Genomic DNA, 16,219 nt, shown 5'->3' with positions numbered 1-16,219 from the left:
CATTTACCTTTTAGCTAAACACTTTTTCAGTATCGTGGTTTCATACATAATTGTATCTTCGCTAAAAAAGATCATCCATGAAAGAAGCGTTAATCCAACAGTTTACGGAACTCTACCAAAAAGAACCTGCAGCCACTTACTTTACACCGGGAAGGGTAAACCTGATCGGCGAACATATTGACTACAATGGCGGCCTTGTTTTGCCTGCAGCCATCACGCTGGGCACAACCTTGTGTATAGCACCAAATGAGGATAACGTTTTCCGCTTCATGAGTCTTAATCTCCCGGACAGCCACACCATAACAGTGAGTTCCAGCTACCAGAAAGATAGCAATGCCTGGTTCAACTATCCGCTTGGGATCATCAACCAGCTTACTTTAGAAGGTAAAAAGATCTCGGGTTTCGATTTTCTGTTCCATGGCAACATTCCCGTGAGTTCAGGCCTATCCTCTTCAGCGTCTATAGAAGTGTTGACGGCCTTTGCCCTGAATGATTTCCTTGATTTGGATTATAGCCGCCTGGAGCTCGTGCAAATGGGCCAAAAGGTAGAAAACGAGTTTATCGGGGTTAACTCCGGCATTATGGATCAGTTTGCAGTTGCTTTCGGCGAGAAAGATCATGCCATCCTGCTAAACTGCGATACCTTGAAACACATTATGGTCGACTGCCAGCTGGGCAACTATAAGCTTGCGATCATCAACACCAATAAGTCGAGAAAACTGGAAGAATCCAAATACAACGAGCGTGTAGAAGAATGTAATCAAGCCTTACAGGCCTTGAACCAGGAAATTACCTTGCATAACCTATGCGAGCTTACCGCTGAAAAGTTCGCTTTACATAAACACCTGATCACCGATCCGATCATCCTGAACCGTGCAACACATGTTGTTACTGAAAATGACAGGGTTAACTTCGCTTCCAAGGCTTTAAACGAGCAGGATCTGGAAACCTTCGGCCGTTTGATGTATGCTTCACACCAATCGCTGAAGGAGCTTTATGAAGTTTCCGGAAAAGAGCTGGATACCATCGTGGAGTTTTGCCAGGAATACCCGAACGTTATTGGTGCAAGAATGACTGGTGCCGGCTTCGGCGGTTGCGCCATCGCATTGCTCGAAAAAGGCTATGAAGAGGACTTTACGGCGAAACTCAATGCCTACTATGTAGAACGTGTAGGTTATGAGGCTGCTGTTTACATCTCTGAAATCGGCGATGGCGCAAGGAAGATTTAATTACCTTTGCGGCCATGCAAAAACTAAAACTAGATGATCTGAACCGCGTCAGCGTAGAAGCTTTCAAGGAACAGGAGAAATTGCCTGTCGTTGTGGTGCTCGATAATGTGCGCAGCATGCATAATGTAGGTTCTGTATTCCGCACGGCGGATGGTTTTTCTATTGAAAAGCTTTACCTCTGCGGCATCACCGCCCGCCCTCCACATCGCGAGATTGAGAAAACCGCTTTGGGTGCTACGGAATCGGTAGACTGGGTACATGTCGATGATACCCTGGATGCGATCGCTGCGCTGAGAACTGAAGGCTACCAGATCATTGCCATCGAGCAAGCCAAAGGCAGCACGATGCTGAACACCTTCCAACCGGCACAAGAAGCTAAATACGCATTGATATTCGGAAACGAAGTGAATGGCGTTAGTGACGAAGTGATGGCTCAGATCGACGGTTGTATCGAAATCCCGCAATTCGGCACAAAACACTCTTTCAATATTGTAATTTCTGCAGGGATCGTCCTATGGGACTTCTTTGCCAAGCTTAGGCTTAATAACAACTCAGCACAGGTTTAGGGCCTGTGCTGAGTTCATACTAATTAGGCATAGGGAATGCCATCTTTGGTGGGTAATTTACTATAATCCATCAGGTATTCATCAACCTTGCGGGCGGCCTCGCGGCCTTCAGAGATGGCCCATACGACAAGCGACTGGCCTCTTCTCATATCCCCTGCGGTAAAGATCTTTGGAATGCTGGTTTGATATTTACCTTCATCTGCCTTTACGTTGCCGCGGTTATCCAGATCCACACCAAGCTTCTCCAGTAAACCTTCTTTCTGCGGGTGTAAAAAGCCCATGGCTAAAAGCACCAGCTGACAAGGCAGCTCACGTTCGGTACCAGGAACCTCTTTAAAGTTCAATGCTCTGCCGTTTGCATCCATCTCCCATTCTACCTCAACGACCTTCAAGCCTTTCAACTGTCCCGCTTCATCCATGATGAACTGCTTACTGTTGATGCCCCAGGCACGCTGACAGCCCTCTTCATGGGAAGAAGTCACTTTTAGCAGCATTGGGTACGTTGGCCATGGCATGTTTGGCGTACGCTTCTCCGGTGGCATCGGCATGATCTCAAACTGCATCACCGATTTTGCACCCTGGCGGTTCGAGGTTCCGATACAATCTGAACCGGTATCGCCGCCACCGATCACGATCACGTCTTTGCCCATGGCAGAGATCGCCTCGCCATTGATCGGGAAGTTCCGCACTTTCTTATTCTGTTGCTTCAGAAAATCCATTGCGAAATGGATGCCTTTAGCTTCACGTCCTTTAATCGGCAGATCACGTGGAATGGTGGATCCACCTGCAAGTACGATGGACTGATATTCGCGCAACAAGGTGCTGATCTCTACATTCTGGCCAACATTTGCGTTGCATTTAAAGATGACCCCTTCTTTCTCCATCAGGTTGATCCTGCGACGTACCACATCCTTTTGCAGTTTGAAATCCGGGATGCCGTAGTTCAATAAACCACCTGGCGTATCATCGCGTTCAAAAACCGTCACCTCATGCCCAGCTTTATTCAGCTGTGCTGCCGCGGCCAATCCCGCCGGACCCGATCCGATCACCGCAACCTTTTTGCCGGTTCTGATCAAAGGCGGTTCTGCTTTGATGAAGCCTTTTGCAAAAGCGATCTCGATGATGTGCTTCTCGATCTCTTCAATAGAGACCGGCGATTTATTGATACCAAGTACGCAGGCCGACTCACATGGTGCCGGACAAATCCTGCCGGTAAATTCCGGGAAGTTGTTGGTACTTAGTAGGATATTGGAAGCTAACTCCCATTCTCCTTTATATACAGCATCATTAAATTCTGGGATGACGTTGCCCAGTGGGCAGCCCGACATGCAGAAGGGCACGCCACAGTCCATACAACGTGCAGCTTCATGGTTCAGGTTTTCCGCTTCACGTTGCTGTACAAATTCATTATAGTGGTCGATACGGGATCTTGGATCCTGCTTCACTGGAGCGGTACGCTCATATTCTAAAAATCCGGTTACTTTGCCCATATCAGGAAACTTTAACTTTAGTCTTGTTCATTAATATTGCCTTGTATTCTTTAGGGAATACTTTGATGAAGTGTGCCGATTGTGTTGGCCAGTCACTTAAGATGAATTCTGCTAAGCGGCTGTTGGTTAAACGGATATGTTTGTTCAACAACTCGGTGATGCGCAGTTCATCCAGCTGATCCAGTGGATCAAGATCAACCATCTCCTGGTTGCACTTGCTTCTGAAATCACCCTTGGTATCGTACACCCAAGCCACACCACCGCTCATACCTGCGGCAAAGTTGCTACCGGTTTGTCCGATGATCAGGACTTCTCCACCAGTCATGTACTCACAACCGTGGTCGCCTACACCTTCAACGACTGCAGTCGCCCCAGAGTTCCTCACGGCAAACCGTTCCCCAGCCTGACCTCGAGCAAACAGCTCTCCTGAAGTCGCACCATAAAGCGCCACGTTTCCTAGGATGATGTTCTTTTCCGGAACATACTGTACCTCCTGGAACGGATAGATTACCAGCTTGGCACCGGAAAGACCTTTACCCACATAGTCATTCGCTTCACCTTCCAGTTCAAGGGATAGACCTCTTGTTGCAAATGCGCCAAAGCTTTGTCCTGCAGAACCTGTAAATTTGAAGTTGATGGTGTCTGCCGGTAAGCCTTGCGACTGGTACTTCTTCGAAATCTCGTTAGAAAGCATGGTACCCAGGGCACGGTCGGTATTCTTGATGTCGAAAGAACGGAAAACCGGCTCTTTAAACTCGATGGCAGGTTGTGCTGCTTTGATCAATTCGTGGTCAAGCACATTGGCCAATCCATGATCCTGTGTTTCGGAGTTGTACAAAGTCAGGCCGTTATCCGGTGCTTTGAACAAGATCGCAGAGAGGTCAAGGTTTTTCAGTTTCCATTCTTCCTGCGGCATCTGGCGAACGCTCAGGCAATCTGCCTGACCGACCATTTCATTCACCGTACGGAAGCCAAGTTCAGCCATGGTTTCTCTTAATTCTTCCGCAAGGAAGTGGAATAAGTTCACCACATGATCGGGCTCTCCGGTAAATAGTTTCCTTAGATCAGGATCTTGTGTAGCAACGCCCACTGGACAAGTGTTCAGGTGACATTTGCGCATCATGATACATCCAGCGGTTACCAGTGCAGCTGTCGCTACACCCCACTCCTCCGCACCTAATAAGGTAGCGATGGCGATGTCACGACCAGTCTTCAGCTGTCCGTCGGTTTGAAGTACTACACGGCTTCTCAGGCGGTTTTTTACCAACGTCTGGTGCGCTTCTGCCAGCCCGAGTTCCCAAGGCAATCCAGCGTGCTGTATGGAAGTTAGCGGCGATGCGCCGGTACCTCCATCAAAACCTGAAACCAGGATCACGTCTGCATGTGCTTTTGCTACACCTGCAGCGATGGTGCCTACACCAGCTTTAGATACCAGCTTCACGTTGATCCTTGCGGCGCGGTTGGCGTTTTTAAGGTCAAAGATCAGCTGTGCAAGATCCTCGATGGAGTAAATATCGTGGTGCGGCGGAGGCGAGATCAGACCAACGCCAGGTGTCGCGTGACGAACCTTTGCGATCCAGTCATCAACTTTATGACCCGGCAGCTGTCCGCCTTCTCCTGGTTTTGCACCCTGCGCCATTTTAATCTGCAGCTCATCCGCATTGGTCAGGTAGTTGCTGGTCACCCCAAATCGTGCGGAAGCGATCTGTTTGATGGCCGAGCGCATGGAATCCCCATTTGGAAGTAGTTCGTAGCGCAGCTCATCTTCACCTCCTTCACCGGTATTGCTTTTTCCGCCAATGCGGTTCATCGCAATGGCAAGTGTTGAGTGTGCCTCATGCGAGATCGATCCGAAGGACATCGCACCTGTCGCAAAGCGCTTCATGATGCTTTCGATCGGTTCTACCTCTTCCAATGGTACCGCAGGACGTTTGTAGTTGAACTCGAAAAGTCCTCTTATGGTAAATGCCTGACTGGTTTGCTCATTGACCAGCTTCGCATATTGCTTGTATAGGTTATAATCTTTTCTCCTGGTGGAGTTTTGTAATAAGTGGATCGTCTGTGGGTTGAACAAGTGCTGCTCCCCTTTACGGCGCCATTTGTAGTTTCCGCCAGTAGGCAAAATGGTGTCCGGACGAGTTGCTTTTCCGAAGATCCGGATGTGTTTAATCAGCGATTCACGTGCGATCTCATCCAGGCCTAATCCGCCGATGCGTGATACGGCACCAGTGAAATAACGGTCTACAACTTTATTGTTTAAACCAAGGATCTCGAAGATCTGTGCACCATGGTACGACTGCAAGGTCGAGATACCCATTTTAGAGAAGATCTTCAGCAATCCGCTGTTTACGGCGTAAATGTAGTTGTCGATCAACTTATCCGCTTTAACGCCGGATTCTTTTTCAAAGGTACGGATAGTTTCCAAGGCCAGGTACGGGTTAACCGCTGTAGCACCAAAGCCGATCAGACAGGAGAAGTGATGTACTTCCCAAACATCACCAGCTTCGACAACCAATCCTACTGCTCCACGATATCCTTTGCGGATCAAGTGGTGGTGTACTGCAGAAACGGCGAGTAAAGATGGAATTGCAGCGTGTTCAGAGTCCAGGGCACGGTCAGAAAGTACGATCACGCGGAAGCCATCTTCTACCGCATCTACGGCGTAACGGCATAAACGCTCGATCGCTTTTTCTAAAGCACCAGGTTCTGCACTTGCACGGAAATAAGTCTGCAAGGTTTTAGATTGGAACACGCCAGTATCGATACTTCTCAGTTTTTCTAATTCGCGGTTAGTCAGGATCGGATGTTTGATGCCTACACAGTGGCACTGCATGGCACTTTCTTCCAGCAGGTTCCCGTTGTTACCCATGAAGCCCGCAAGACTCATCACCACCTTTTCCCGGATCGGATCAATCGGCGGATTGGTTACCTGCGCAAATAACTGCTTGAAGTAGGAAGACAGGTGTTGTGGTTTCTGAGAAAGCACGGCCAGGGGAATGTCTGTTCCCATAGAACCAATTGGCTCTTTAGCTTCCAGTGCCATTGGCTTTAAGATCAGGTCAACATCCTCACGGCTGTAACCAAAGACCTGTTGGTATCTGAAAATAGATTCTTCAGAAAGGCCGCTGAACACCACACGTGGTTCAGGAAGTTCCTCCAGGCGAATTTGGTACTGGTTCAGCCAGTCGGCATAAGGCCTCCGGCTGCAAACCTGGGTTTTGATCTCCACATCGCTGATGATTCGACCCTGTTCCATGTCTACCACGAACATTTTTCCTGGCGTCAGGCGACCTTTTTCAATGATCCTGCTTTGATCAAGTGCTAAAGCACCTGCTTCCGAAGCCATGATCACCATGTCATCGTTGGTGATGGCATATCTTGAAGGACGAAGTCCGTTACGATCCAGTGTTGCCCCGATCAGGTTACCGTCAGTGAATGCAATTGCTGCAGGACCATCCCATGGTTCCATCAAGGTAGCGTGGAACTTGTAGAAAGCCTGTTTAAGCTCGTCCATGTCTTTGTTGCCGTCCCAGGCTTCCGGGATCAGCATCATCAATACATGCGGTAATGACCTGCCGGAATGTAATAACAGCTCGACGATGTTATCCAGACAGCCGGAATCGGACTGCGTTTCATCAATCACCGGCAGTAAGATGTTCAGCTCCTCTGGGGTAAAATAGCTGGACGCGAAAGATTTTACACTTGCACGCAGCCAGTTCAGGTTACCCTGAAGCGTGTTAATCTCGCCATTGTGGGCGATGTAGCGGAAAGGCTGTGCCAGTCGCCAAGACGGGAAAGTGTTGGTTGCGAAACGTGAGTGGATCAACCCAAATGCGGATACCACACGTTTATCACTTAACTCGGTGAAATATGATCGAAGCTGTAGTGACGTCAGCTGACCTTTATATACGATGGTTCTGGACGAAAAGGATGCGATGTAAAAGTCGGAGCCAATGCCTTTTACCGTATTGTTAATGGTTTTTGCGAGGTAGTTCTTGAAGACGTAGAGTTTACGTTCAAAATCAGCACCTGGTTTAATCGCGTAAGGGCGTGCAACAAAGACCTGTTCCATTTCAGGTTCCACAGAAAGCGCCATTTCACCGATGCCGGTGGTATCGGTAAGCACCTTACGGAAGCCCAGGATTTCAAGGTTTAGTTTTTCTGCAGCGCGATAAATGACTTCACGGCATTCTTCGCGAGCTTTAATGTCTTTGGGCAGGAACAGCATACCCACACCATAATCGCCAGAGGCATTTAGGCTGAAGCCGCTTTTCAGGCATTCATCATAAAGGAACTCATGAGGAATCTGGATCATAATTCCTGCGCCATCTCCGGTATTGATCTCTGCGCCGCATGCACCTCTGTGGTCCAGGTTTTCAAGAATGGTAATGGCATCAGAAACGATCTTCTGCGACTTCCTTCCCTTCACATGCGCGACAAAGCCAATACCGCAGGCATCGTGCTCAAATCGCTGGTCGTATAGACCGGTGGTTTCTTTCTGCATTTGTATAAGGATTAGTGTATTAGGAACACTAAGTTAATAAAATGGCGGAGCAATTGCCATTAATGCATTATTTTTATGAAGTGTTTAATAGTAATAAAATTTAAACCCTTTAAATTGATAAATCGTTAAAATATAATGGTTGATATTATCAATGTGTTAACAAGGACAGTGATTTTGCGCAGCTTTCTAGCAGATTTGATCTACAGAAAGGGCATTTGTTAGAAATATTTTAAATTCAATGGGCTTAATATCAATAGCTTACTAAATATTCCGGAGAAATCCATAAAATTTGCAAAAATAGTTTTCCGGAAATGGAGTCTTTTCTTACATTTGCAGTGGGCAAGTCTTCTACGATCAGCTCCTTTTGAACTCCCCCAGGGCGGGAACGAAGCAAGGGTAGAAAGTTGTAGCGATGCGATAGAAGTTGCTTGCCCATTTTTAATTTTCAAAGTAGAAAAACAGACAAGCAAAAACGTATTTAAAATATAAAGCCTCTTTTGATCATCAAAAGAGGCTTTTTTTATTTATGCTGCTGAAGTTTATTTTCCTTTCCTAAGCTTTTCAAGGAATTCCTTACCATTTGTATTTTTGGGGTTAAGCTTCATGGACTGTTCATAATTTGCAATCGCTTCTTTTTTGTTGCCATTAATCATGTATGCCTCGCCAAGACTGTCGTAGGTATTCCAGGCTTTAGGAAAAAACTCCGTGTTCATCTTAAAAATACGGATGGCTTGTTCATTCTTCTTTGCAGCCAATAAACGATACCCAACCATATTTATTTCATCTTCGATTTCTGTGTCGCTCAAAACTTTTGATGGATTGAAGGAACTGGTATCTACAGAAAGGATTCTGTCAATTTTCCAGGAGCCATTTTTATTCGACAGTGTCCAGGTTTCCAGCGTTTGCCGCACCCGTTTGTTGTTTGAATCTATAGTTGTTCTGGTGAATTCTGTAAATGCCCGATTACCGACAACTTGAGACTTGATGTCTGAATTTTCATAAGTATTTGGCTTGCCCGTAGGTGGCTGCTTCCAGGCTGTCGTAAGCGCATCATGAAAAGTGTTGACATTTAAATGGTTGGAATATCCACTACCTGTGTTGGTGAAAGTGAAGCTTGGGGATTCGTTAAGCAGCGCAAAGAATGCAGTGGAGTCGCGCATTGTCCAGGCTTGTCGCTCCATGTCCAGGAGTTTTCTGATGCTTTGATCGGTAGTATCTTGAGCGTAGGTAAGTGCCTGGCAGCAAAACAATGTTGCCAGGGTAAATAACAGACCTTTTTTCATGACCGTTTTGATTTAACTAAGTCGCAGTATTGCAGCTATAAGTTATCGGCTGTGGCGTTAGATTGCAATACCGATGAGTAGGTATAATCTGTTCCAAAAACCTTTTCGAGATGTTTCTCATATTCTGCCATGTCCCTTTCCAGGTCAGCATTTTTTTCCACGTCATGAAAGTGAAAGCTTTCCAGCTTCTCTAGTGCCGCAAAGGCGTTCATGCGGTGGAAGCCAAATAGCGGCCCGTCATCAACTGATGTTTCCTTAAAAAATTCTCCTGGCAGCGTAAATGCGGTTTTAGGCGCGTTCCAGCTTGAAGTTACCATGTACTTTCTACCTTTCAACATCCCTCCTGTTCCATAATTGATCTCAGGATTTTTGCTTGAACGACCGTCACTATAGTAGATGCCATTCTTGTGGCCTACGGTAAATACCACATCAATATATTTCTTGAAACCATTTGGCACCTGGAACCACCACATCGGGGTATGATAGATGATGTAATCGGCCCAGACGAATTTTTGAACTTCCTCTTCAGGATCATAGCCTTTATCAATATGGGTGACTTTGATCTCTACGTCATCGAACCTTTCGAAGAAGGCTTTGGTATGTGTGGTTACAGTTTCATTGTAGCGCCCGCCTGAGTGTGCGAATTGTTGTCCTGCGTTAATGATTAGTATGTGTTTCATAATCGTTTTTATTTTCTGATACAAATGTCCGGCACAGTACATGATTATAAAAATAACTTAATTCATAGCTTTGTATTAGAATTCTGATGTTAGACTTACGTGGTTTTTAAAGCGGATTTTATCTAAAACAAATCAATTATGGTAAATTTGGAGTGGTATCGCACCTTCAAGGCGATCTATAAAACTGGAACGCTGACCGGAGCGGCAAAAGCGCTTTTCATTTCCCAGCCCGGTGTAAGTTTACATTTAAGCTCGCTGGAGTCTTATGTGGGACACAAGCTGTTTGATCGAACCGGTCGTAAGATGATCCCCACGGAACAAGGCAAGGTGCTCTATAATGCCCTAACCGGACCCTTGGCTAAACTGGAGGAGATTGAGCAGAACTATCAGCGTTCGACCGAGAAACATACGCCTACGATTAGCGTGGGTATGTGTTTCGAGACTTTCCAGATTACGCTGGAGCAGTATGTCTCCACCCTACCCTTTAACCTGATCATCAGTTTCGGTGATTATCCGGAGATGCTGGATAAGCTTGACAAGGGCATTCTGGATTTGATCATTACGCCAAAGAAAGGGGTGTCTACGAATATTGAACATGAGGCTTTCTCCTCGGAGAACATTGTATTGGTGGGCGGAAAGGATGTGGACCTGCAGGAATTTAAAGTTGCACACAAGACCAAAGACAAGGAACAGTTAGAATCCTGGTTAAAGCAGCAGAAATGGTATGGCACCACCGGCGACATGGAGCACCTGTTCCATTTTTGGAACCTGAACTTTGGCAAACAGCCTGATTTCAGACCCAATTACATTGTTCCCAATCTCAATTCCATTGTCCGTTGCTTAAGCGCCGGACCCGGACTTGCAGTTATACCCGATTTCCTTTGTATGCACGAGATCAGATCTGGGCTGATTCAGTTGATCTGGGAAGGCGACAAACGCCTGAAGAATACGCTTTACTTCGGAACCCGGAAGAAAACGAACCACAAAGGAGAAATTGATCACTTGAAGGATCTGTTTAGACAGGTCATGAAGTGATCGCCGATGGTTTGTAGATGAGCTTTGTTTTGGTACGTCGTTGGTACGTACTTGCTAGGTGCTTGCTACGTACTTCGTACGTGTGGAGACGTAGCAAAGCCCTATCAGGTTCCTAGCAGTCCCCTCGAAAAATCTTTCTAATAGGTGGCTTGGGTTGCAGCACTTCGCTTGCCTCCTAAATTTGTTCACAATGAAAAGGCCGCTTCATACCTATAAGTATAAAGCGGCCTTTAAGTTTAGTCATATCTTCTTGTTGTATCGTTTAGCTTTCCAGCATGGCTTTCACGCGATCATAGTTGATCACTTCGTCTGGTGCAATCAGAATCCCCTTTACCCCTGCTCCATGAGCAGCTTCCACATCGCGAGGCTTGTCTCCGATCATCACAGAAAGTTTTGGGTCAATGTTATAGGTATCTATGGCCTCAAGCAACATGCCGGATTTCGGCTTACGGCAGTTGCAGTCGCCGGAAACGGATGGATGGTGTTTGCAGTAATAGGCATGCGTGAACTTCGCACCTTGTTCTTCATATTTGGCGTACAGCAAACGGTGCATCTCTGCCAGTTCTTCTTCGGTGTATCGTTGTAATGCCAGCCCGCCCTGGTTGGTGATGATGATCAGCATATAGCCTTCATCGTAGAATTTCTTCAATGCGGGGATTTGGTATTCCAGTACTTTGAAGTCCTCGACCCTGCAGATATAATCGTTCATTTCATGGTTCAGGACTCCGTCTCTGTCTAAAAAGATTGCTTTATTTTTCATATTTTCCTTTGAACAAAGATGCGGATAACGATTTAAAGGATGAATATTTCAGTTAATTTTATAGAATTCGTGTTTAAAGTGGTTGTAAATGCTGGTTGAAAAAGGTTGCTTAAAAAATAATCTTCCTAAAAATCAGCTTTATAGCTGTTATGAGCAAGATTTAGTTGCAGGATATGTATAACGTCCTTATATTTGCATCACTTTAAAACGGAGACGTTTAGAGTAAAGTTCAAAAGAACTTTGATTCCGTAGCTCAGCTGGTAGAGCATTACACTTTTAATGTAGTGGTCCTGGGTTCGAATCCCAGCGGGATCACAAAAAGCCACTCAATCCGAGTGGCTTTTTTCGTTAGGTATCTTGAGTAATGTTTTTTGGGAAGGTCCGATCTGGGATCAAGTCAAAAAGTTGTGGAGTAAGGTTGTTTTTAAGCATAAAGTTGGGTAAGGCGATATAAGAAGAACTCAGTACTTCTTACCCCTCTAAACTGGCTTCTGAATGCCTTTATTTTGGCGTTGAATGACTCGGCTGAAGCATTCGTAGATCGACTATCAAAGTAGTTCAGGATGGTTTGATAATGATACTGAATGGATCTTGAAATCGTGTTAAAGGACTTAAAGCCCGATTGTCTTACTGCCTCATGCCATTTGGCGAGTCTTGCCAGACCGTAAAGTTTGTCGGTAGTTTTCTCAAAGATATTGCTTAGGTTGAGGCTAAGGTTATAAGCTTGCTTAAGTTTAGGATATTGATCGAAGAGTAGATCAGCTCGTTCTTTCTGACTTGCAGACCAGGCTTCAGGTCTTCTGTACAATGCGTATCGACTCCGGGCTAGTAATTGCTTTAATGTATCACCGTTTGAGAGTACTTCTGCATGGAAGGGTTTCTTTGCTTTCCTAGCCTGGTCTATGGCCTCATTTTCTGCATCTAAGGCTTCCCAGCTGTATTTAATGCGCATCTCCTGCAGCGCTTCAGTTGCTAGTTTCTGAACATGGAACCTGTCAGTCACACGAACTGCTGAGCGGAAGCAACGCTTTGCAATGAGCTCCATATTACCTGCCATATCCAGGGTAATCTCTGTGACTTTCATTCTTAGGTTTTCTGGAATTTTCTGCAGCACTTCTATGACAGTATCTGCCTTTGTGCCAGCAATAATGGTGACAATAGCGCCTTTTTTACCCTTAGCAGCCTTATTTGTTAGTATGGTATAAAGTTCCCCATGAGATAACGAGGTCTCATCGATGGACAACTGAGCGCCTAAGTTCTCGGGGAAAAGCAGCCAATCTTTTGCATGCAACCTTTGGTTCCAGTCCTTGAATCCGCTTAATGACTCGCGATAATTCCGCTGCAGGGTTTCCCTTTTACCCCATAGAAGCCACCTACAGTATGGACCGAATTAGGGCTGGTATCGACTGATTTCTTTTAAAAAAGCCGCGAATCCCTCTGTTATTCGCGTGCCTTCTGCAACAATATTCCAATCCCGGTAAGCCACTTTGTTTGTGCTGGTATTGAGCCAGCGACGACGTTTGATATGGAGGAACACCTTGTGCCCGCGGATCGGGAAGTCTTGCACGGTAATCGTGGGGAAAAAGCCTTTGGAAAGCAGCTTTTCTCCTTCTGGCACATTTGGAGTAATATTAACCTCTTGCAAATCCAAATGAAATATATCTTCTTCTTTGCGCACTTCTTTGAGTTCGAAAAAGTCAAGAATGAAATCTGGAAGTAGTAAGCTTATTAAGGTGTGGTATCCGTCCTGCATGAAGTAAGAAATCTAAACTACCAAAGCTAAAAATATAAGACCTAGTCCACAACTTTTTGACTTGATCCTCAATGAGATGCTTAGATGGCATTACTAATTTATCGGCAAGAATTAAAGTAACCTAGGGTCTAATACAACGGGTTATAAGGATGCTTGATCAGATGTCCTGTCGACACATTAGTCGAAGAAAGAAAGTGAAAGATTATGCGTCTTCTAGCCTAACCGGGCTATTATGAGGCAAAATGTGCTTTTCTGACTTACAGAAACACTTTACGAACTATTTTGAAACTGCAAAATTTTGCTCCGGTACGTATTTGTTACGGTTTTACCGAGGAATTGTTAGCTAAGACTTTATTGTTTAACCATTCAGATGGCTATCATGAATTGAAATGCAGTAGTTAAATTAGTAGAAATACATTACCCAGAATGGAATTATTTGGAATTTGCCTAAAATGCGCTATTACCGAGATCGTAACAGAATATACCAGCATAGGACGGAAAATGGTAGACATAGAGCACTAACCTATCTTCTGGGCCTATACAAAAAATTCAACGCAACCTCATACATGCATTGCCTTGTTTGCGATACGATAAGAGCACGTCTAAGCCGCACCTAATAAGTTATTCGCATAGTCCCGTCATCATAGGCGAACATATACGGCGCAAAAGGATGGACTTAAACATGTCGCAGGCGGCTGCCGCGAGGTCACTAGGCGTAGTGGAAGATTGCATCACGTATTGGGAGAACTACCGGAGTCAGCCGAAAATCTCATACTATCCACGCATCGTTTTGTTTCTAGGATACTCGCCATGGCAGTTTGATACGAGTACATTGGAAGGCAGGCTGAAAGAATATCGATACCGATACGGCTTGAGCTATAAGAAATTCGGAACGATCTTCGGAATGGACGCTGCGCATGTAAGGAAACTTGAAGAAGGAAGCACCGTTCCTCTCCGCAAGACGATTGCAAAACTGGAACAGTTATTAACAATCCCTCCTCCCGAATAGCGTAATCTTTATCGCAATTAAAAAGACATAAAAATGGGTTGTACGTCTTCGTTTGACGTTTTTGCGGCAAGGCTGCGGACGGTGTTAACCCAATTTTCTACGCGAATGAATGATGGTGCGCTTAGTAGTAAGCTAGTGCTTTTTTCGTAAACGCTGTACAAACATTTTTAAGACTTACAAGAGTAAGCGGTGGTGAAAAAGCTATCCCTACCGATCGATGAATAAACGCGCACCGGTGCGCGACGAAGCGCCTAATAAAGCTTCCATGGTGGCAAGAGTTTTAAAAAAAACCGATTGAGAAAAATCAAAGAACTTTGGACATAGTTTGTACGGTACCTATTTATTGCTACTTTCACGTAATAAAGCTATTACCATTAAGTTTGAAATTACATCTCTTTCCGGTGTATATATACGACAGTTTAACACCTAAGTATAACGTACATGCAATTTTGAAAATGACGTCAGAAACCAAAAAATATATTGAAAGTTGGAAGGAAAAGATTTCCGGGATCAAAGGCAACAGTCTTGGTAATCTTTTCGAGAAGTTCTCGACATATTACACTCTCCATAACAGATTATATAATGATTCTTTCAGAGTTTTAAGAGAAGATGAGAAATTGCTCAAGCCACGATATTCTGATTTTGAAAAAGCAACATCATGTATAGTCCAGTTCAACTCTGCCGAGAATATAATAAAAACTCTCACTGAAAATGATAATCTTCCAGACGTTGATGCAATTACATACCTAATTAAAAATGACATATTTCATATTAATTTAGCTGATGGTGTTGCTCAGAAAAACATAGATATTGAATTAATGAATAATTTAAGAAGTGATGTAACTGAAGTTAAAGCAAGAGCAATTTTAAGTGTAATTTATAATGTTCGTGCGAATATGTTGCATGGAGAAAAGCATTTCGAGGAACATCAGCGAATGTTACTTGAACCATTAATTAGAATCACTCAAACAATTGTAAACTTAGAAATTGAAAATTTGAAATAAGGAAATATGCCTATAAAAAAAGGGGCAGGCTGTTGATTGAAATCATGCGGTTTCCCAGCCTTGACAGAAGCATTGGAGCATATACTAGTATAGGTTTAAGCATTAAAGCCAAGTGCTTATTGCGTAACAGAACTTGGGCACTATTTTCAGAATTGTGTGATTAACGCTTCATACCCTCCATTCATGTTGAACATAACTCGATGATAGCAGTAGAGGCATATTTTTCATAAAGCGTGGCAAAGATTTGCAGCAGAATCGGATAGTTGATGCTCAATAGTCCGATAAAAAAATGGATAAAAACGTCGATGGCGTACATTTGAGTTAGAAGTTTTCCAAGACAGTTTCGGTAATAAACGGGTATATCAGATTGCGTTCAATATGCAAAGTGCTTAGAGCTGGTCTTTGTAGTACTGTTGATTTTTTTCTATAACGAAATGCATCACAAATTCTAAATGCGCTCCCTTGATCTGCGCTACGTTATTTCCGTAAAGCGCGGCAAAAGTCCATTCGGGGCAGTAATTGATGTCTCCGAAATCGCCCACTATACAACGGAGCGGGGATTTTCTTTCAGTTCTAATTACTCCGAGAAAATAGCTGTCACAATTGATCTGGTATTTTGCTTGACTGGCGGTCTTTAGGTCAGCGAGTGCGGCCGTGATGACTTCTGTCAGGTTTTGAATGCCCTCTAATTTTCTGTTATACAATTCTTGTTCGGCCACAACTTTAAATAATTTGCGTAGACGACCTGGCTCGCTTTTGTCTAATTCCTGGTCTCTGTCCGTGATGACATGATTAGGAGATACGAAAAACCAGTCGCTTGCGTTCAGGTATTGGCTAATAAATGCAGGCATTTCTTCAAATTCGACCCTTTCTAATAGTGTAAGTGTGGGGATGTTCAGACTTTTT

The 16,219-nt window shown here is 44.6% G+C and carries 13 protein-coding genes, 1 tRNA gene and 1 other RNA gene; 7 read left to right on the top strand and 8 right to left on the bottom strand.

Features of this window, described 5'->3' with window-relative positions:
* The first annotated feature begins 77 nt into the window (after positions 1-77).
* Together ACTHQF_RS07815 and ACTHQF_RS07810 are read left to right on the top strand one after the other, a co-directional pair.
* Positions 78-1,229 (top strand): galactokinase, encoded by a 1,152-nt coding sequence (locus ACTHQF_RS07815; protein WP_440429495.1) that lies wholly within the window; start codon positions 78-80, stop codon positions 1,227-1,229.
* 14 nt (positions 1,230-1,243) lie between these two features.
* Positions 1,244-1,795: an RNA methyltransferase gene (locus ACTHQF_RS07810; protein WP_440429494.1), complete on the top strand. Its 552-nt coding sequence runs from the start codon at positions 1,244-1,246 to the stop codon at positions 1,793-1,795.
* Positions 1,796-1,818: 23 nt separating this feature from the next.
* On the opposite strand, the gene ACTHQF_RS07805 is transcribed toward ACTHQF_RS07810, so the two are convergent.
* A complete protein-coding gene (locus ACTHQF_RS07805) occupies positions 1,819-3,285 on the bottom strand; it encodes a glutamate synthase subunit beta (protein WP_440429493.1) in 1,467 nt (488 codons plus the stop codon).
* Between the two features lies 1 nt (position 3,286).
* Positions 3,287-7,789, bottom strand: coding sequence for a glutamate synthase large subunit (gene gltB, locus ACTHQF_RS07800; RefSeq protein WP_440429492.1), 4,503 nt, complete (start codon positions 7,787-7,789; stop codon positions 3,287-3,289).
* Between the two features lie 337 nt (positions 7,790-8,126).
* Here gltB and ffs point away from each other — a divergent pair.
* Positions 8,127-8,226: signal recognition particle sRNA small type (gene ffs, locus ACTHQF_RS07795), an RNA gene on the top strand.
* Between the two features lie 102 nt (positions 8,227-8,328).
* Here ffs and ACTHQF_RS07790 read toward each other — a convergent pair.
* Positions 8,329-9,072 (bottom strand): tetratricopeptide repeat protein, encoded by a 744-nt coding sequence (locus ACTHQF_RS07790; protein WP_440429491.1) that lies wholly within the window; start codon positions 9,070-9,072, stop codon positions 8,329-8,331.
* A gap of 35 nt (positions 9,073-9,107) precedes the next feature.
* Positions 9,108-9,752 (bottom strand): NAD(P)H-dependent oxidoreductase, encoded by a 645-nt coding sequence (locus ACTHQF_RS07785; RefSeq protein WP_440429490.1) that lies wholly within the window; start codon positions 9,750-9,752, stop codon positions 9,108-9,110.
* A 138-nt stretch (positions 9,753-9,890) separates the two neighbouring features.
* On the opposite strand from ACTHQF_RS07785, the gene ACTHQF_RS07780 reads away from it, so the two are divergent.
* Positions 9,891-10,787: a LysR family transcriptional regulator gene (locus tag ACTHQF_RS07780; RefSeq protein WP_440429489.1), complete on the top strand. Its 897-nt coding sequence runs from the start codon at positions 9,891-9,893 to the stop codon at positions 10,785-10,787.
* 262 nt (positions 10,788-11,049) lie between these two features.
* On the opposite strand, the gene ACTHQF_RS07775 is transcribed toward ACTHQF_RS07780, so the two are convergent.
* Positions 11,050-11,547 (bottom strand): D-glycero-alpha-D-manno-heptose-1,7-bisphosphate 7-phosphatase, encoded by a 498-nt coding sequence (locus tag ACTHQF_RS07775; protein WP_440429487.1) that lies wholly within the window; start codon positions 11,545-11,547, stop codon positions 11,050-11,052.
* 242 nt (positions 11,548-11,789) lie between these two features.
* On the opposite strand from ACTHQF_RS07775, the gene ACTHQF_RS07770 reads away from it, so the two are divergent.
* Positions 11,790-11,862, top strand: a tRNA-Lys gene (locus tag ACTHQF_RS07770).
* 109 nt (positions 11,863-11,971) lie between these two features.
* Here ACTHQF_RS07770 and ACTHQF_RS07765 read toward each other — a convergent pair.
* The gene (locus ACTHQF_RS07765) at positions 11,972-12,838 is read right to left on the bottom strand and encodes an ISAon1 family transposase (protein ID WP_440429485.1); all 867 of its coding nucleotides are present in this window, start codon (positions 12,836-12,838) and stop codon (positions 11,972-11,974) included.
* Positions 12,839-12,937: 99 nt separating this feature from the next.
* Positions 12,938-13,300, bottom strand: coding sequence for an ISAon1 family transposase N-terminal region protein (locus ACTHQF_RS07760; protein WP_440429483.1), 363 nt, complete (start codon positions 13,298-13,300; stop codon positions 12,938-12,940).
* A gap of 682 nt (positions 13,301-13,982) precedes the next feature.
* Here ACTHQF_RS07760 and ACTHQF_RS07755 point away from each other — a divergent pair.
* Both ACTHQF_RS07755 and ACTHQF_RS07750 read left to right on the top strand, forming a co-directional pair.
* Positions 13,983-14,309 carry a helix-turn-helix domain-containing protein gene (locus ACTHQF_RS07755; protein ID WP_440429481.1) on the top strand — a complete coding sequence of 109 codons (327 nt, stop codon included), beginning with the start codon at positions 13,983-13,985 and terminating at the stop codon, positions 14,307-14,309.
* Between the two features lie 455 nt (positions 14,310-14,764).
* A complete protein-coding gene (locus tag ACTHQF_RS07750) occupies positions 14,765-15,313 on the top strand; it encodes a hypothetical protein (protein WP_440429479.1) in 549 nt (182 codons plus the stop codon).
* A 389-nt stretch (positions 15,314-15,702) separates the two neighbouring features.
* Here ACTHQF_RS07750 and ACTHQF_RS07745 read toward each other — a convergent pair whose 3' ends face one another.
* Entirely contained in the window at positions 15,703-16,164 is a 462-nt protein-coding gene (locus ACTHQF_RS07745) for a hypothetical protein (RefSeq protein WP_440429478.1), read from the bottom strand.
* Positions 16,165-16,219 lie beyond the last annotated feature (55 nt).

The sequence above is a fragment of the Pedobacter sp. SAFR-022 genome (assembly GCF_051965375.1).
GTDB lineage: Bacteria > Bacteroidota > Bacteroidia > Sphingobacteriales > Sphingobacteriaceae > Pedobacter.
This window is presented reverse-complemented; position numbering and strand designations above follow the sequence as displayed.